Consider the following 18,311-nt stretch of genomic DNA (forward strand, 5'->3'; position numbering starts at 1 on the left):
ATTTCTAGACTGTTCTTAACCTTGGGATGGCAGCTAGTAATTTTCTCGTATAGGCTTCCTTTGGATGGGATAAAACCTCGAAAGTCGTACCAGTTTCAACAATCTTACCATCCTTCATCACAACTAAGCGTTCTGAAATATCCTTTGCAACACTCATGTCATGGGTCACTATCACAAGAGTTATCCCTTCGTTTTTATGCAATTTCTTTAGTAAATGAACAAGTATTTTTTTATTTAGGGCATCTAAGGCACTGGTTGGTTCATCTGCTAAGAGTAGCTTGGGCTTCGCCACCAAGGCAAGTGCAATCCCTATTCGTTGCATCTGACCACCACTAAATTCAAAAGGGTATTTTCTAATAATTTCCTTACTATAGGGTAAATCAACTAAGGAAAAGCACTCCTCTAAGGTTCGTAAGTCGCTACTATATTTACTATAGGTTTTATACAAATCCTGATAATGTGCCCAGATAGTCCGCTTTTCATTAAAACTTGCTTTAGCATTTTGAGTAATCCAAGCAATATCAATACCAATAAAAGGCAGTTCCTGCCTTTTATTGGTTAACTGTATGGTCTGTCCCTCAAACTGAATGTGACCTGCTGTCTGTCTTAAGCTCGTTAATGGAAGGGCTAGAATACTCTTGATTAAAGTTGTTTTTCCGCTCCCACTCTCACCGACAATAGCGATACTTTCTCCACTTGTCACTTTAAGACTGACATTATCCAAAATATCACGACTTGGAGAGGAGATAGTTAAATTGCTAATATCTAGCATATATTATTCCTTCACAATCTGATTTGTCACATGGTAATAATCTGTCGCATGTGATTCAAATCCTTGAAGATTATTATCCATGACAAGCGCTACTTTAAAATGACCAATATAGGTAAAGATATAATCCTCATCAACTAATTTTTGAATTTGTTTGCTTAATTCGTTACGCTTTGCTTGATCAGGCTCGACCTGCAACTGATCGATAAGGCTATCTACTGCTGGATTTGAGTAGTGGGCAATATTTGCAGATCCGTTAGTATAAAAGACACTCTTGTAATAGGCATATGGATCCCCAATTGGGGCTGCAACTACGGTATAAGTGAGGACATCATATATATTCTCAGAGACCGCCGTAGTCGGTTTATCCACAGTGATAATTTCCGAATCAATACCAACTTCCTTCAGTTGTTGTTGGAAAGCTTGAACAGATAATGGCATCTCTGCGAGACGATTATAAGTGACCAAGTCCAATTTTATATTCTGACCATTGGCCTCTCTTAGTCCATCTCCGTTTGTATCTTTGTATCCTGCCTCATCCAACAATTGTACTGCTTTTTCTACATTGTACTCGTGAACACTTGTTCCCAAGGCAAATTCGAAGTTATTTGGAAAAGCAGTATCTGCTACTTTAGCTGCACCTTTGAACAAGGAAGCAGTGTAAGTTTCCTTATCTACCAGAGTATCTAAAGCCTGGCGGAATTGTTTATCCTGACCTTCTGCTTGCTCCAAGTTATAGCTAAATTGAACATATCTGGATCCCTCTACTTCAGAAGTTTTAAAATTGCTACTGTCTGATTTGAAGGTTTCAAGGTTGGCATAAGGCAGACCATATACCGCATCCACTTCACCTGATTTTAGAGCAGCAGCAATAGCTGTTGCATCTGTAAAGTACTTAATCTTTAAATTCTTTGTTTTTGGTGTACCTGCCCAGTAGCCTTCATAGGCTTCCAATTCGGCACCACTCTCTGCAATATATTTGGTTAATTTATAAGGCCCTGTAGCGACCGGTCCTTGTTCTGCTAGCGGCTCTGCACTAACATCAATAATGACCGAATAAGGCTCTGCTAAGAGGTTAGCCATGATGGGTTGTCGTTGCTCTGTTTTTATAATAACCGTTTGACCGTCTGCACTGATAGATGCAATTCCTAAGTCCGCTTTTGCTCGATCACTCTTCGATAGAAGATGCTCCAATGACTGCTTGACCTTTTCACCAGTCATTTTTTCACCATTTTGGAAAGTAATATTATCTTTTAAAGTAATTTTCCACTCCAAATCAGTAATTGATTCAATTTTTTCTGCCAGCCAAGGCTCTACTTGTAAATCGTTGTTCAATTTGAACAAGGTTTCTCCGACACCGTAGCGCACGGTGAACCAGCCATTATAATCTTCAGCTGGATGGATATTAGCTGGAAGTTGAGAATAACCAATGTTGATGGTATCAGTGCTTGTACCTGGACTGGTTTGTGTCGGTACACATGCTCCCAATACTAGAGCAGCCAAACCCATTGCCAACATTTTTTTATAGTTCTTCATGATGAACTCCTTATGTGTAAATATTTATATATTATACTTTTAGTATATCAAAAAAGACGAGAATGTAAAGTGCCTACAAAAGTTTTTGTTGTATTTTTCACAAAAAAACTACTGTTAGAAAAAATATGGTGCTCCAAATAAATTATCACTACAAAAAAATAGAAAAAACCCGCCATCAGCGAGTTTCATCATATTATTTTTTATCCAATTGCGTGCTTGGTTGCCAGAAAAAACTAGCGATATAGCTAAAGACATAGGTTAGACCTAGAACAAGGGCAACCAATAAGAGCACAGGAACACGATAGATATAGGTCAAGATATTTGGCTTTTTCTTGGTCTGGAAAGAAGCTGCATGGTTATCCAATCGCTTGAATTCCGCTTCGATACGGCTGGTCACTTCTGCCGTACCCGCGTCATCCATGCGCTTGATGTCTGAAATATCGATTGGATTTCCGAAGGCTACGTCAATTCGTTCACCAGCTAAAAGTCCTTTGATAGTCATTGGTCCCACATAGGTTGCTGGCATGAGTTTGACCTTGGCTGACTTTGCGATGACTGCTACTCCACCTTTTAGTTCAGAGGAATGACGGCTACCAGAAGGGAACATGACAAGTGAGCGGTCACTTTTTTTCAACATATTGACAGGATACTTGATGGCTGCCATGCCAGGATTTTCACGGTCAATGGGAAAGGCACCACACTTGCTAATCCACCAACCAAAGCCACGATCCTTGAAGAGTTCTTTTTTAGCCATAAAGATAAACTGCTTGGGTGCAGCCGCATAGCCCAGAAAAACAGGATCCCAGAAGGTCTTATGTGGGGCGATGAGGATATAATTTTCTTCCTTTGGCAAAATATTTTCTCTATCATGATAATGGATATTACCATTGATAGCCCAAAGTAAAAAAGTTAATAGCGTTCGTAGATAAGAATAAAACATAGACTTCTCCTTTTCAATCTCCCCTATTATAGCATAAATTTACTTTAGAAAGAAATATCACATTCATTCAACTTTGCTATCAAAATGCCTACTAATTACATAGCCCATACTTGTCAAATATCTTCGATAGGTTTACAATAGTAACATGATTACAATTGAACGTGTATTAGAAATCTTAAAGGCGGATGCTAACTTCCGTCAAATTAGTCATCAAGAACAGACTGATAGCTCTTGGACGGATGTCCAGTTTGACGCCCTCAGTTATGACAGCCGTAAGGTTGGTCCAACGACCCTCTTTTTTGCCAAAGGCTTGGCTTTTAAGAAGGAATTTCTGGAAAAGGCTATTGAGGCTGGACTGGCTTTTTATGTGTCTGAAATCGACTACGAAGTCAGCATTCCTGCTATCATCGTCCACGACATCAAGCAAGCTATGAGCCTGATTGCCATGGAATTTCATGGTCATCCCCAGAAACAGCTCAAACTCCTGGCTTTCACCGGTACCAAAGGTAAGACAACGGCGGCTTATTTTGCTTTTAACATTCTTAAACAGAGCAAGAAACCTGCCATGCTTTCGACCATGAACACCACGCTGGACGGCAAGAACTTCTTCAAGTCCACCTTGACCACGCCTGAAAGTCTGGACCTCTTTGCCATGATGGCGGAGGCGGTCCAAAACGGCATGACCCACTTGATTATGGAGGTGTCTAGCCAGGCCTATCTGGTCAAGCGGGTTTACGGGCTGACCTTTGATGTCGGCGTCTTTCTCAACATCAGCCCCGACCACATCGGCCCCATTGAGCACCCAACTTTTGAGGACTATTTCTACCACAAGCGACTTTTGATGGACAATAGCAGAGCGGTGATTGTCAATGCTGGAATGGACCATTTTGAGGTGGTAAAAGACCAAGTCAACTCTAAAGACCATGACTTCTATGGCCCGTCTTCTGAAAACCAGATTAGTCAGTCAGCAGGTTTTGACTTCACAGCGACCGGCAAATTAGCTGGCCATTACGACATCCAGCTGATCGGTGGCTTCAACCAAGAAAATGCCATTGCAGCTGGACTGGCCTGTCTCCGCTTGGGAGCAAGTCTGGAGGACATTCACACAGGAATTGCCCAAACCAATGTCCCTGGCCGCATGGAAGTCCTGACCCAGCCAAATGGTGCCAAGGTCTTCGTAGATTACGCCCATAACGGCGATAGTGTGAAAAAGCTAATTGATGTCGTCTTGGAACATCAGACAGGCAAGGTTATTCTGATCTTAGGGGCTCCTGGTAACAAGGGAGAAAGTCGCCGCAAGGACTTCGGTCTTTTGCTCAATGACTATCCGCAGATTGAAGTTATCTTGACAGCTGATGATCCCAACCGTGAAGATCCCGCAGCAATTGCCCAGCAAATCCGTGCCCACATGACCCGTCCAAGCGACTTTATCTTGGACCGAGAAGAAGCTATTCGCACAGCTATGAGTCAGACAAACTCCGCAAAGGATGCCGTCATCATTGCAGGCAAGGGAGCCGATGCCTATCAAATCGTCAACGATAAAAAAGCCGCCTATGACGGCGACTTGGAAGTGGCAAAACGTTATCTCTAATGGAGTATCCTTGTCCTTAGGACAGGGATTTTTATAACCATTCTTATTAAATTAAAATTGTCAGAAAACTCTTTGTTTCCCCCGATAACTATGATATAATAGACATCAATGTGAGTAAAGGAGGACTTATGGTCACCATCTCAGCCAAGGATTTAGAACTTTCTTATGGACAAAAAACTGTTCTATCCGAGCTGTCCATTGAAATTCCGAGTGGAAAGATAAGTGGTATTATCGGTCCCAATGGGTGCGGAAAATCCACGCTATTAAAGGCTCTCAGCCGTATTCTACCTGCGGATAAGGGAGCCGTCTATTTAGATGGGAAAGACTTGCAGCAAATTCCGACAAAGGAAATTGCCAAACAGTTGTCCCTACTCCCACAGGTACAGGAAAGTTTGGGTGGCATTCGGGTCTATGACCTAGTGTCCTATGGACGCTTTCCCCATCAAAATGCCTTTGGTAGATTAACAGAACTCGATAGAGAAAAAATTGACTGGGCTTTGAAAGTGACGCAAACCATGGAATTTGCTCAAGTATCTGTCCAATCCCTATCAGGCGGGCAGCGGCAACGGGTTTGGATAGCCATGGCCTTGGCACAAGATACGGATACCATCTTTTTAGATGAGCCAACCACCTATCTGGATATGCAGCACCAACTAGAAGTCTTGCAGTTACTGAGGAAACTCAATCAAGAAAACGGCAAAACCATTGTCATGGTCCTGCATGACATCAACCACGCTGCCCGCTTCTCTGATTGCCTCATTGCCATGAAAGATGGACAGGTCCTTCATAAAGGAAGCGTAGATGAGGTTATCACAGTTGAGCATCTGCGACAAATCTTTGACATTGAAGCAGAAATCCTGCCAGCCAGCCACTATGGTTACCCCATTTTAGCCACCTACACTCGCACAAAACATTCTACAAAATAATAAGGAGTTTTTATGAAAAAGTTTCTACTTTCTCTCAGTCTTATTTTGTCAGTCCTTGTCTTGACTGCCTGCTCTGCTATTTCCCAAAAGGATAGCCAAACAACTCTTTCAAGCATGCCCACTATCGAGGGAGTTGCCTACTATGGCGACATTCCTGCTCAGCCTAAAAAGGTGGTCAGCCTCAACTTTGCCAACACTGGTTATCTCTTGCAGTTGGGCTTTGATGTGGTCGGTGCGACTTCCTACGACTTGGAAAATCCAGCCTTTGCTGAACAGCTTAAAGGTGCTACTGCGGTTACCAGTGAAGATTTGGAAGCCATCGCTGCGCTGGAACCAGACCTTATCGTGACTGGCTCGACAGATGAAAAAATCGAACAGCTTGCTGAGATTGCTCCAACCATTTCCCTTGAATATGGCAAGCATAGCTATGCTGAAACCTTGATAGTCTTTGGTCAAATTTTTGGACAAGAAGCCGCTGTTGAAGAATGGCAAACCGCTTGGAAGGAGAATGTTGCAAATGCTGCCAAGGAAATAAAAGCTAAGACAGGCGACAATGCGACATTTACCATCATGGGCTATCTTGGTCAAGACCTCTACCTCTTCGGTAATAACTGGGGACGTGGTGGAGAGATTATTTACCAAGAACTAGCTTATACCGCTCCTCAAAAAGTCAAGGACAAAGTCTTTGGTCCAGGTTTCCTTGCTGTGTCACAGGAAGTTTTGCCAGACTACGCAGGGGACTACATTATCTTGGCTGTTGAAGACGAAAGTGTTGCCGCAGGTCTATTGAACAGCGATTTGTGGAAGAACCTTCCAGCTGTTCAAAACAATCGTGTCATCAAGGTAGATAGCAAGGCCTTCTACTTCAACGACCCGATTTCACTTGAGTATCAACTGAACATTCTCAAGGAAGCCATCACAAAATAAGGATTGATTCTCTATGTTTTTGAAACACTCGGAGAGAAAAAATGGGGAAGGGGTTACAGCTAGCTTCAAGGTTAGCCTATCGCCTTCCCCTCTTTTTTTCCTCCTGCTCTTTCTTCTCTTGCTGGGTTCTTACTGGGGATTTCGTTTGGGAGCTATTTCTTACTCTCATGACCAAATCCTCTCCGTCTTAAAAAATCCCTTGCGTCAGTCAGAACTTCAAGATGTTCTGATTGATTTGCGCCTACCTCGGATTTTGGCAGCGGGGCTGGTTGGGGCAAGTCTTGCGACCTCTGGAACTATCATGCAGGCCGTGACACGTAATCGCTTGGCAGACCCTGGGCTACTGGGAATTCCTGCTGGAGCTGGGCTCTTTCTGATTTTGAAAATGGTCTTCTGGCCCCACTCTTCTGAACTCTTCAGCATTCTTTCCTGCTTACTGGGAGCTGCTTGCTCGGCTAGCTTGGTTATCCTTCTCAGCCAAGAAAAAAAGCATTCTAAAGGTCCACTCCAACTTATTTTAGCAGGTATCATGGTCACTGCTCTCACGCAAGCCTTGGGACAGGGGCTTGCCCTCTTATACGACTTGTCCAACCACATTGTTGGTCTTGAAGCAGGTAGCCTGACCAACATTAGCTGGAATAGTTTGTACTGGTTAGCCCCTCTTATTTTACTGGGACTACTGTTGGCGCAAGTATTTGCCCATTCTTTGACCATTCTGAGTTTGGATGATACAGTGGCTACTGCCTTGGGACAAGACACTCATAAGATGACCAGCTTCTTCCTAGCCATCGTTGTTCTCTTGTCAGCTTCTTCTGTCGCTTTAATTGGTTCCCTATCCTTTATCGGACTTATTATCCCTAACCTCTTGACTTCCATGCTTCCAAAAGATTATCGTTATATCTTACCCTTTTCATCCTTGGCTGGAGCTGGTTTTCTAGTCTGGCTGGATTTGATTAGCCGAACCCTCCATCCACCTTATGAAACTCCCTTGAGCAGTTTGATTAGCTTTGTCGGACTTCCAATCTTTCTCTGGCTCATTCGAAAGGGGGAATTTCAGGCATGAAGAAAAAGGACATTCTGCTCTTACTTTTACTCCTTCTGACCATCCTATCCTTGCTCTCCCTTATCATTGGTTACAGCAAACTTGGGCTGAAAGATTTATTCGCAACCTTAAGCGGACAAGCAAACACAGCGACCCAGTTGATTTTTTGGAAAATCCGCCTGCCACGTCTTTTGGTTTCCATTCTATCTGGTGGGGCTCTGGCTGTCAGTGGGCATCTCTTTCAGACCCTGACTCGTAATGCCTTGGCAGATTCTGGCATTCTGGGTGTCAATGCGGGAGCAGGACTCTTGCTGACGCTTGCACTCACTTGGAATATATCCTTCCCGCTTTCACAGCCAGTTCTGGCTCTTACAGGGGGATTTCTAGCAACTGGCTTGGTCTATTTGCTGGCTTATAAAAAGGGCCGAGGGATAGAACCGACGCGACTGGTCCTAACTGGTGTTGGTCTGGCTAGCCTGTTTTCCAGCAGTATGATTAGCCTCATGGTCCGATTTGACCGCTACAAGTTGGAAAACATTATCGGTTGGTTAACGGGGAGATATGTCGGAGATGACTGGCAAACCATCAGCCTAGTAGGTCCTGCCCTGCTTGTCCTCTGCTTGCTGAGCTTCATCCGTTTCTCAAGGCTAAATATTCTGCAATTAGAACCCAGCCTGGGAACTGGGTTAGGGCTAGATCGGCAGAAAGAAAGCCTGATGGTCATTTTCTTAGCAACAAGCCTAGCCAGCCTTAGTTCTCTACTGGTTGGCAATACTGCCTTTGTCGGCCTTCTTGCTGGTCATTTGGCCAAACAAATAGTTGGTAAACAACATCAAGTCAGCCTACCCACTGCCTTTCTGATTGGAAGCATCCTAATGGTCCTGGCTGACATGCTTGCCCGTTGCTTCTTGGTTGGTACAGGTATTCCAACTGGTTTGGTGCTTACCATGATTGGCGCTCCATATTTTCTATTCTTATTAAAACAAGAAGGCTAGATTTCTCCAGCCTTCTTCTTACTTTTCCAAGAAATGCTCAATGTCCTCTTTCAGTTTTAATGGACTAGTCGTTGGTAAATAGCGTTTGACCACGCGCCCCTGTCTATCGACCAAAAACTTGGTAAAATTCCATTCAATGCGACCTCCTAATACGGTCGATTTTTCTCTCTTGAGATAGCGATAAAGCGGACTAGCTCCTGCACCATTTACAGTTACTTTAGCAAATCGTGGGAAACTTGTTCCATAGTTCAAACTACAGGTCTGATTGATTTCTTCAGCAGAACCAGGTGCCTGATTTAAAAATTGATTGCAAGGAAAATCCAGTACCACAAAACCTTTGTCTTTATAGCTATCATAGAGCTCCTGCAATTCCTTGTATTGAGGAGCTAATCCACAGCCTGTTGCCGTATTGACAATCAATAGAACCTGACCCTGAAAATCCCGCATGGACTGGTCTGTCCCATCTTGTTTTTGTACTGTAAAATCATAAATGCTCATCATTTCCCCTCCTCTAGTCAAAATAAGTGAGTAGATGGTCCATTTCATTGGGACTAAGTTGTCTGTATGCACCTCGTTCCAAATCCCCCAGCTCAAAACCTCCAAAGGAAATCCGCTTGAGATAGGTGACCTTGACACCATAGGCTAAAAACATCTTCTTGACCTGATGAAACTTGCCTTCTGCCAACTTGATGGTCGCTCTGCTATGATCCAAAGAAGCCTCCAAAACAGTCAAATCTGCGGGCTGGCAACGGGTGCCGTCCAAAAAGGTAACACCTGATGCAAAGAATGTCGGGGCATCCTGACCCAAGGGGCCGTTGACCTCCACATAGTAGATCTTGTCCACATGGTGACTGGGATGGAGCATGCGGTAGCCGAGTGGACCATTGTTGGTAATGAGGACTAGGCCCTCGGTATCCCTGTCCAGGCGACCGACAGGGTAAAGCCCGTCTGCCCTATCCTCTGGTGAAATCAGGTCGATGACAGTCTGGTGGTCCTTATCAGACACGGCAGAAACGACACCAGCAGGCTTATGGAGCAGATAATAACGACTAGCTTCCAGCTCAACCCTCTTGCCAGCTACCATGATATCTTGCAGGCCTGGGTCCACAATCTGACTGAGGCTTTGAGCAGCTTGCCCGTTAATCTTGATGTGTTGGGCCTTAAATAATTTCTTTACTTGCTTGCGGGAGCCAATTTTTGCCTTCTCTAAACACTTATCCAATCTCATAGCACTATTCTAGCATAAAACATCTGACTTGACTTTGTTTTAAAATCTTTTATAATACTAATTAGTGATATAAAGAAAGAACTCAACTAATTATCGGGTGATTTCCTAGTAAAGAAAAGGAGAACGTTATGGGACTTTTACAAGATGGCAAATGGGTAGACCAATGGTATGACACCAAGTCAACAGGCGGTAAGTTTGTCCGTACTGTCACACAATTTCGTAACTGGATTACACCAGACGGTCAGGCTGGTCCAACAGGCAAAGGTGGTTTCAAGGCAGAATCTGGTCGTTACCGTCTCTACATTTCTCTGGCTTGTCCTTGGGCCAGTCGGACCTTGATCATGCGAAAACTGAAAGGCTTGGAAGACCACATCTCGCTTTCTATCGTCCATCCACTCATGTTAGAAAATGGTTGGACCTTCGCAGACGGTCCTGGTGTGATCAAGGACCCAATTTTTAACAGCGACTATCTCTATCAAGTTTACTTGAAAGCAGATGCTAATTACACTGGTCGAGTAACGGTTCCTGTTCTCTGGGACAAAGAAACCAATACCATTGTCAGCAATGAATCTGCTGAAATCATGCGCATGTTCAACACTGCTTTCAATGACATTACTGGAAATTACGATGACTACTATCCAGAACACCTACAAGCTGAGATTGATGCCATGAATGATTTTGTCTATCCCAACATCAACAATGGTGTCTACAAGGCTGGTTTTTCAACCAACCAGAAAGTTTATGAAAAAGAAGTCAAGAACCTTTTTACAGCCTTGGATAAATTGGAAGAGCATTTGGCAGATAAGAATTATCTGGTGGGCAATCAGTTGACAGAAGCTGATATTCGTCTCTTTACTACCTTGGTGCGGTTTGACCCTGTTTACTTTGGGCATTTTAAGTGCAATATCAAGGCCTTGGTTGACTATCCAAACCTGTGGAACTACACCAAGCGACTTTTCAACCATGCTGGCATTGCAGAAACGGTGGACTTCGACCATATCAAACAACACTACTATGGTAGCCACAAGACCATTAACCCAACGGGCATCGTTCCTGTGGGACCTGACTTGGACTGGACACTTGAAAACTAAAGACAGGTGTGTCATACTTGAAGTGCTTAAAAATTCGAGAAACCAAGCATAAGAAAAACATCCGTGGTTTGCCGCCATGGCTGTTTTTTTGTGCTTGTTCAAGGCACTCAGGCTATTGTTTGTATTTGTCGCATTTGTCCGCTTATGGGATTAGCCATTCCGAAATCCCGTTTGCTCATATGCATACTAGCAAGTTGGAAGAAAATAAGAAAACCGACTACCTAAAAAGGTGGCCGGTTTTTAACTCTTATTTTGTCAATTTACTTGCCGCGGCTTCGTCAATGATGAGTACAACATCATCGTGGTTTTGAAGGACACTTGCTGGAACTTCCTCCGTCACTGGCCCTTCCACCGTCGCCTTAATGGCGTCAGCTTTTTCCTGACCATAGGCCATAAGAACAATAGTTTTGGCAGACAGGATGTTGGCAATCCCCATGGAGATGGCTTGTTTTGGCACATCTTCTGGATTGTCAAAGAAGCGGGCATTGGCTTCGATGGTTGATGGCGCCAAATCCACAACGCGGGCAACACCGTCAAAGGAAGCCCCCGGCTCATTAAAGCCGATATGACCATTGCGGCCGATACCTAAAATTTGGAAATCAACAGGATGGTCTTCCAAGATGGCATTGTAGCGCACCAACTCTTCATCAAGATCAGCAGCCAAACCGTTTGGCAAATGGTTTTCCTTGAATGGTTTTGCATTAAAAAGATGCTCTTTCATGAAATAGACATAGGATTGGTCACTGTCTTCGCCCAAACCAACATACTCATCCAGGTTCACAGATGTCACCTCAGAAAAATCCAAATCACTTTCACGAACCTGCTTGTAAAATTCGATCGGACTGGAACCTGTAGCCAAACCCAGAACCTGCGCGCCATCTGCTAATTTCTGCTTGAGAATATCAAAGGCAATAGCTGCCCCTTCCACTTGATTCTTAACGATATGAACTTTCATTCTTATTCCTCCTTTTTGGTATAGACCAATTTTATAAACCTATTATATGGTATAGACCAATTTTTGTCAAGCTTATCACATTATATTTTTCAATAAAAATTAGTATAATAAATTAGAAAATTATTTCTCATTCCTTTTCGTTCGTCAAGACTTAGGGATGCAACTATGGTATAATAAAGGTATGACAAATGTACTTATATACCTATTCTTTCTCGGTATTCTGAATTGCCTGGCAGGCTATCTCATCACCAATTCGAGAACATTAAAAATGATCTTTTTCTCAATTGGTCTGCCCTTGTTATTGCTTCCATTTGGCCTGCTCATCTATTTTTTAATACTAATTTAAACAGGAGAACACATGAATACCGCAGATTTTGATTTTGAATTACCTGAAGAACTGATTGCCCAAGTCCCACTTGAGAAGCGTGACAGCTCTCGCCTACTCATCCTCGACCACCAAAAGAAAACCATGGTCGACAGCCACTTCGACCACATCATTGACCAGCTAAACCCTGGTGATGCTCTGGTCATGAACAACACGCGCGTGCTCCCTGCTCGCCTCTACGGATACAAGCCAGAAACCAATGGCCATGTTGAGCTATTACTTTTGAAAAATACCCAAGGTGACCAGTGGGAAGTGCTTGCTAAACCAGCCAAACGCCTGAAAGTCGGTACCACGGTTGCCTTTGGTGATGGCAGATTGACAGCCACTATCATTGAAGAATTAGAACACGGTGGACGAATTGTTGAGTTCACCTATGATGGTATTTTCCTTGAAGTTTTGGAAAGCTTAGGCGAAATGCCCCTTCCGCCTTACATTCATGAGAAATTGGAAGACCGCGAACGCTATCAAACTGTCTATGCCAAAGAAAATGGCTCTGCCGCAGCCCCAACTGCTGGACTGCATTTCACCCAAGAACTACTAGAAAAAATTGAAGCCAAGGGTGTCAAGCTAGTCTATTTGACCCTTCATGTTGGTCTAGGTACCTTCCGACCAGTTTCCGTTGACAATCTTGACCAACATGAAATGCACTCCGAATTCTATAACCTATCCGCCGATGCAGCTCAAACGCTCAATCAGGTCAAAGACCAGGGCGGTCGGATTGTTGCAGTTGGTACCACATCCATTCGCACCTTGGAAACCATCGGAAATAAATTCGATGGTCGCCTAGAAGCTGATTCTGGCTGGACCAATATTTTTATCAAACCAGGTTACCAATTCCGCATCATCGATGCCTTTTCAACCAACTTCCATCTACCAAAATCAACCTTGGTTATGTTGGTATCTGCCTTTGCAGGTCGAGAATTCGTCTTAGATGCCTATAAACACGCTGTTGAAGAAGGCTACCGCTTCTTCAGTTTTGGAGATGCTATGTTTATTCAATAGCGACACTTTCCTTGTCACCGAAAATCAAGTCTAGGCTTTCTAGGCGATTTTCCGTGACTGCCATCTTGTAGGAGGTTCCTATGAACAAGATTGAAAGTCGGCACCAACTGATTTTGTCCTTGGTGATGGAGAAGAAAATCCATACCCAACAAGAATTGCAAGAACTCCTAAATCTAAACGGCGTATCCGTTACCCAGTCCACCCTCTCCCGCGACATTAAGATGCTCAATTTGGTTAAGGTCAATGAGGATGATTCTTCTCATTATGTCATCAACCCCATCGCTCCAAGTCGCTGGGAAAAACGGCTGCGGCTCTATATGGAAGATGCCTTGGTCATGCTCAAACCTGTTCAGCACCAGGTCATTTTGAAAGCATTACCTGGTCTGGCCAATTCCTTCGGCTCTATTTTGGATGCCATGGAAATCCCTGAAATCATTGCAACAGTTTGCGGTGATGATGTCTGCTTGATTATCTGCGAGGATAATGAAAGTGCCCTCTCTTGTTTTGAATACCTCAAGCAATACGCTCCACCTTTCTTCTTTAGCAAGGCATAATAGTAGCTCGCGCTTACAAGGACTTAAAAAGTTCTCAGCTCCGAAAGCTGAGAACTTTTTTGTTATTCCGCTGCTAAACGATAGATTGCTTCCGCGTAGATGTCCATTGTCTTGTACAAATCTTCCAATGGCATGCGTTCATTTTCCTGGTGCTCTGTCTGCTCTGTATCAGGGAAACAAGCTCCAAAAGCCACACAGTTTGGCATGGTACGAGCGAAGGTTGCTCCACCTGATGAGATTGGCTGGCTGTCCATATCACCAGTTTTATCCTGATAAACTGACATGAGGGTCGATACCAACTGGCTATCCAGTGGAACATACAGTGCTGCCAAGTAGTCATATTCTTCATAGGTCAGACCACATTCCTGAGCCTTGGCTTGTAAGGTTTCCACTAATTTTTCCTTGTCAGCTGTAACTGGTATGCGAATGTCCAAACGAATTTCTGATCTCTTGGCATTGATGGTCAGACCTGCAATATTGAAACTCAAGGTACCTGACGGCTCATCGGTTACATCGCCAAACAGCTTGAAACCAGTGGCATCTTCTCCGATAGCATTGACAATAAAGTTTAAAGTCGGATGGTCTTCAAATTTGTCCAAAGCCTTGGCCAAACGCACGATGGCATTGACACCCTCTGCCGCATCCTTAGCATGACGAGAAATACCGAGAACGGTCACCTGGTCATCATTGCTTTCATAATCAAAGCCCAGCTGGTCCAACTCTGCCATGACCCCAGCTAATAAGTGGCCTGAATAGCTAGCCTTGGCAGGAACCACATTATAGGCGGTACCAGCTTCGATACTCAAACAAGGATGACCCGGTCCATGTAATTTTGCCTGGAGCAAGCCTTTTTCCGCATAGGTCAAAGGGAAGGAGGAATCTGGTGCAAAGCCCATAGTTGCCACTTCTTCTAGTTGATTGTAGCGATTCATGCACCGCCAAAGCGTTTCTTCATCTGTACCAAAAATAAAGCGAATGCGTTTGGTAAAGGAAATACCTGCATCCATTAAAGCCTTGACAGCAAAGAGGGCTGCCATAGATGGTCCCTTATCGTCTTGAACACCTCGACCAATCAGGAAGCCATCTTTTACGACTGCTTCAAAAGGCGGTGTGTTCCATTGCTTGAGGTCACCAGCAGGTACGACATCCAAATGACAGAGAACAGCCAGCAAGTCTTGCCCCTGACCAATTTCTGCATAGCCGTAATAGCCTGCAGGGTCTAAATAGGTTTTAAAGCCCATTTTCTCCGTCATGGCTAGGGTATGTTCCAGTACATCCTGAATAGCTTGACCAAACGGTGTCTCAGCCTGATGTTCATGTAGGACAGACGGAAAAGCCACCAAATCTTTTATAGCCTGGACACACTCTTCCTGATGATTGGTTTGAATAAAACTTGTATTCATTGTTACTCCTTTCAACAGATTAAACTATTGTTCTTAATAATTCCATTCTATCACAAAAGGAAAAACTGAGCCAGATTTCATCTGCTTCAAAGATAGAACCTGACCCAGATTTTCGATTAGAAGAATGTCGCAATGACAAGGATAGCGATTGAGGCAAGGACAATAGCTGCAATCAATTTACCAACAAACTTGTACCAAGTACCGATTTCCACACGACCAAGAGCCAAGGCACCCATTACGATACCTGAAGTAGGAGCTACCAAGTTCAGTACACCAGAAGCTGCTTGGAAGGCTGTGATAATCAAATGAGCTGGTACATTGACAAATTCGCCTAGAGGTGCCATGATACCCATTGATGCACCTGCAAGACCAGATGTGGATGGAATCAAGAAGGACATTGGCAAGTAGAAGAGATAGGTCAAGATAATGAAGACCTGTGAAGAGAGACCTTGTAAACCAACTTCGCCCCAATGTAGAATGGTCGCAGTAATCATACCATCATTCATAATCACTTGAATACCACGCGCCACTGCACAGATAAGGGCAACGCTGAGCAAGTCCGCAGCACCATTCATAAAGGCCTTGACAAGACGCGATTCATCCATGCCATAGACCACACCGACCAAGACACCTGCTACTGCAAAGAGCATAGCTCCTTCAGGGAAGTACCACCAACCAAATGGATAGGTTGAGCTACCAATGACTTGACCGATACCTGGCAAACCAAGTAACCAAGTATTGAAATCAGCAAAGACAGAGACACCCAAGTCTTCCCAAGGAATAAAGCTACAAATCATGACAACGAAGGTCAAGACAAATACCCAAAGAACACGTTTCTGAGCAGGGGTTAAGACAGCATTAACTTCTTCATTTGATGTATTGACATTGAAGTGGGCCATATCTGCTTCACGTTGTTTGTAAACCAGAGATTTAGTTGGGTCCTTTTGCACTTTTTCAGCATAGTTAGCAACGAACCAAACGCCCAAGCCCAAAATGACGATAAAGAAGATAATCCGCCAAATCATACCATCTGCCAAAGACACACCTGCCGCATCAGAAGCAACACCTGTCGCAAATGGGTTTACAGTAGAAGCCAAACAGCCGATTTGAGAACCAAGTAAGATAATAGCCACACCAGTGATACTATCAAAACCAACCGCCATCATAACTGGAACTAGCAGTGGGAAGAAGGCCATGGTTTCCTCACCCATACCATAGGTGGAGCCACCCAAGGCAAATAAAGGCATGAGAATGTAAATCAACATTTTTTCACGGCCTTTGAAACGTTTCACAATAGAGGCAATCCCCACATCAAGCGCACCCGTTTCATTGACCACACCCAAGAAGGAACCAACCATCAGGATGAAGAAGGCAACGTCGATAGCTTTGCTGGTATCACCGTGACCCAACATAGCCCGAACAGGTGCCATCAAAATATCCCAAATCCCCTGCGGATTTTGTGCTACTGCCTGATAGGTGCCTGTGATAAATTTCCCAGCTTCGTCTTTCTCATACTGACCAGCTGGAATAATCCATGTCATAACTGCCATAAAGGCAATAATGAGCATCAAAATAGAATATGACGAAGGCATTTTAAAGCCTTTTTTCACTTTTTCGCTCATCGCAAAAACCTCCTATAATATTTTTAAGGTAATCTTGTATCCGAAATATCCTTATCAAATATCCACCTATCTTCAAGAGATTGCCATCTCTTTCAGACTATCATCTGAAATCATTGCTTATAGATAGATACTTGATAGGTTAGATGGAGAAGAGGGGAGTATATTGTAATAATCCAATCTATTTATTTGAAAGTGAGAAAATTCATTTCTGGAACATCTTCCCTACTCCCCAAATCCATCAATAAAAGAACTCTTACTCTTTCACAATAATCGTACCGCTGTCTGATTCAATCAAGGATTCTAAGTTTTCAAGCGAGGTAATGACAGCTTTTGATTGTGGTTTCTTGTTTACAAAAGCAATGGCTGCTTCCACTTTCGGAAGCATGGAACCAGGTGCGAATTGGTTTTGTTTGATGTATTCTTCCAATTCAGCCACGGTAACAGTTTCTAATTTTTCTTGGTCCGGTTTGTTGTAGTTAACAAAGACATAGTCTACGCCTGTCAAGACAATAAATAGGTCTGCATCAACCAATTCTGCCAAACATTGGGAAGCAAAGTCCTTATCGATAACTGCTTCCACGCCGGTAAGAGTACCGTCTGCTTCTTGGACTACTGGAATACCTCCACCACCAGCAGCTACGACAACTTCACCTGCATTGAGAAGGGTACGAATGGTACCTATTTCCTTAATACCTACTGGTTTTGGCGAAGCCACGACTTTACGCCAGCCACGACCAGCATCTTCTTTAAAGGTTGCGCCAGTCTTTTCAGCTTCTGCTTTGGCTTCTTCCTCTGTGTAGAATGGTCCGATAGGTTTGGTCAAATTCTCAAAGGCTGGGTCATTCTTATCAACAATAACCTGGGTAACGACGGAAGCTACATCCTTTTCAATGCCTTCCTTGATCAATTCATTTTCCAAGGCATTTTGTAACCAGAAACCAATGGAGCCCTCTGTCATAGCGACCAAGCTATCCAGTGGAAAAGCTGGGTTCTTTTCTGAATCAGCTGCCAGGTTTTGGAGCAAGAGGTTTCCGACTTGAGGACCATTACCATGCGTGATGATCAAGTCGTCACCATTTTTGATTAGTTTAACAAGGTGCTTGGCAGTTTGTACCAAGGCTTCCTTTTGGGCTTTAGCCGATGGGTCGGAAGATAAAATAGCATTGCCACCCAAGGCTACTACAATTTTACGATTGGTCATATCTTATGTTTTCGCCTCTCTTTCATATTCTAGAAATCGCTTTCATTTTTTATCTAAGAAAAGGGGCTGGGTTACAGCCCCAGGAGGTGCGATGACTAGAGAATATACTCAATGAAAATCAAAATCAGACTAGGCGACGAAGAT

At 43.7% G+C, this 18,311-nt stretch carries 17 protein-coding genes; 8 read left to right on the forward strand and 9 right to left on the reverse strand.

Features of this window, described 5'->3' with window-relative positions; genetic code table 11:
- Window positions 1-4: 4 nt before the first annotated feature.
- The 3 genes from PW220_RS06940 to PW220_RS06950 all read right to left on the reverse strand — a co-directional run bounded on the left by PW220_RS06940 (window position 5) and on the right by PW220_RS06950 (window position 3,245).
- Window positions 5-772 (reverse strand): ABC transporter ATP-binding protein, encoded by a 768-nt coding sequence (locus tag PW220_RS06940; protein WP_248055034.1) that lies wholly within the window; start codon window positions 770-772, stop codon window positions 5-7.
- Between the two features lie 3 nt (window positions 773-775).
- The gene (locus PW220_RS06945; protein ID WP_248055033.1) at window positions 776-2,305 is read right to left on the reverse strand and encodes an ABC transporter substrate-binding protein; all 1,530 of its coding nucleotides are present in this window, start codon (window positions 2,303-2,305) and stop codon (window positions 776-778) included.
- Window positions 2,306-2,498: 193 nt separating this feature from the next.
- Window positions 2,499-3,245 carry a lysophospholipid acyltransferase family protein gene (locus PW220_RS06950; RefSeq protein ID WP_172091143.1) on the reverse strand — a complete coding sequence of 249 codons (747 nt, stop codon included), beginning with the start codon at window positions 3,243-3,245 and terminating at the stop codon, window positions 2,499-2,501.
- Between the two features lie 145 nt (window positions 3,246-3,390).
- Here PW220_RS06950 and PW220_RS06955 point away from each other — a divergent pair, with 145 nt between their 5' ends.
- The 5 genes from PW220_RS06955 (at window position 3,391) to PW220_RS06975 (ending at window position 8,726) form a co-directional block, all read left to right on the forward strand.
- The gene (locus PW220_RS06955) at window positions 3,391-4,836 is read left to right on the forward strand and encodes a UDP-N-acetylmuramoyl-L-alanyl-D-glutamate--L-lysine ligase (protein WP_248055032.1); all 1,446 of its coding nucleotides are present in this window, start codon (window positions 3,391-3,393) and stop codon (window positions 4,834-4,836) included.
- A 128-nt stretch (window positions 4,837-4,964) separates the two neighbouring features.
- On the forward strand, window positions 4,965-5,762 hold the full coding sequence (locus tag PW220_RS06960) for an ABC transporter ATP-binding protein (protein WP_248055031.1): 798 nt from the start codon (window positions 4,965-4,967) through the stop codon (window positions 5,760-5,762).
- Window positions 5,763-5,774: 12 nt separating this feature from the next.
- Window positions 5,775-6,689 carry an ABC transporter substrate-binding protein gene (locus tag PW220_RS06965; RefSeq protein ID WP_248055030.1) on the forward strand — a complete coding sequence of 305 codons (915 nt, stop codon included), beginning with the start codon at window positions 5,775-5,777 and terminating at the stop codon, window positions 6,687-6,689.
- A 13-nt stretch (window positions 6,690-6,702) separates the two neighbouring features.
- On the forward strand, window positions 6,703-7,752 hold the full coding sequence (locus PW220_RS06970; RefSeq protein WP_248055029.1) for a FecCD family ABC transporter permease: 1,050 nt from the start codon (window positions 6,703-6,705) through the stop codon (window positions 7,750-7,752).
- Window positions 7,749-8,726 carry a FecCD family ABC transporter permease gene (locus PW220_RS06975; protein WP_248055028.1) on the forward strand — a complete coding sequence of 326 codons (978 nt, stop codon included), beginning with the start codon at window positions 7,749-7,751 and terminating at the stop codon, window positions 8,724-8,726. Before PW220_RS06970 ends, PW220_RS06975 begins: the two co-directional genes overlap by 4 nt.
- A gap of 18 nt (window positions 8,727-8,744) precedes the next feature.
- On the opposite strand, the gene PW220_RS06980 is transcribed toward PW220_RS06975, so the two are convergent.
- Window positions 8,745-9,224: a glutathione peroxidase gene (locus PW220_RS06980; protein WP_248055224.1), complete on the reverse strand. Its 480-nt coding sequence runs from the start codon at window positions 9,222-9,224 to the stop codon at window positions 8,745-8,747.
- Between the two features lie 13 nt (window positions 9,225-9,237).
- Entirely contained in the window at window positions 9,238-9,954 is a 717-nt protein-coding gene (locus PW220_RS06985; RefSeq protein WP_248055027.1) for a pseudouridine synthase, read from the reverse strand.
- A 128-nt stretch (window positions 9,955-10,082) separates the two neighbouring features.
- Here PW220_RS06985 and PW220_RS06990 point away from each other — a divergent pair, with 128 nt between their 5' ends.
- The gene (locus tag PW220_RS06990; protein WP_248055026.1) at window positions 10,083-11,045 is read left to right on the forward strand and encodes a glutathione S-transferase family protein; all 963 of its coding nucleotides are present in this window, start codon (window positions 10,083-10,085) and stop codon (window positions 11,043-11,045) included.
- 247 nt (window positions 11,046-11,292) lie between these two features.
- On the opposite strand, the gene PW220_RS06995 is transcribed toward PW220_RS06990, so the two are convergent.
- A complete protein-coding gene (locus PW220_RS06995; protein ID WP_248055025.1) occupies window positions 11,293-12,000 on the reverse strand; it encodes a glucosamine-6-phosphate deaminase in 708 nt (235 codons plus the stop codon).
- A 358-nt stretch (window positions 12,001-12,358) separates the two neighbouring features.
- Between PW220_RS06995 and queA the strand changes: the two genes are divergently transcribed.
- Window positions 12,359-13,387: a tRNA preQ1(34) S-adenosylmethionine ribosyltransferase-isomerase QueA gene (gene queA / locus PW220_RS07000; RefSeq protein ID WP_248055024.1), complete on the forward strand. Its 1,029-nt coding sequence runs from the start codon at window positions 12,359-12,361 to the stop codon at window positions 13,385-13,387.
- 80 nt (window positions 13,388-13,467) lie between these two features.
- Complete coding sequence (locus PW220_RS07005) at window positions 13,468-13,941, forward strand: arginine repressor (protein ID WP_105113290.1); 474 nt, start codon at window positions 13,468-13,470, stop codon at window positions 13,939-13,941.
- 62 nt (window positions 13,942-14,003) lie between these two features.
- On the opposite strand, the gene PW220_RS07010 is transcribed toward PW220_RS07005, so the two are convergent.
- The 3 genes from PW220_RS07010 to arcC all read right to left on the reverse strand — a co-directional run bounded on the left by PW220_RS07010 (window position 14,004) and on the right by arcC (window position 18,167).
- Complete coding sequence (locus PW220_RS07010; protein ID WP_248055023.1) at window positions 14,004-15,344, reverse strand: dipeptidase; 1,341 nt, start codon at window positions 15,342-15,344, stop codon at window positions 14,004-14,006.
- A gap of 116 nt (window positions 15,345-15,460) precedes the next feature.
- Window positions 15,461-16,966 carry a YfcC family protein gene (locus PW220_RS07015; RefSeq protein WP_172049531.1) on the reverse strand — a complete coding sequence of 502 codons (1,506 nt, stop codon included), beginning with the start codon at window positions 16,964-16,966 and terminating at the stop codon, window positions 15,461-15,463.
- 253 nt (window positions 16,967-17,219) lie between these two features.
- The gene (gene arcC / locus PW220_RS07020; RefSeq protein ID WP_248055022.1) at window positions 17,220-18,167 is read right to left on the reverse strand and encodes a carbamate kinase; all 948 of its coding nucleotides are present in this window, start codon (window positions 18,165-18,167) and stop codon (window positions 17,220-17,222) included.
- Window positions 18,168-18,311: the final 144 nt, after the last annotated feature.

The organism is Streptococcus sp. 29892, assembly GCF_032594935.1.
Lineage (GTDB): Bacteria > Bacillota > Bacilli > Lactobacillales > Streptococcaceae > Streptococcus > Streptococcus hyiners.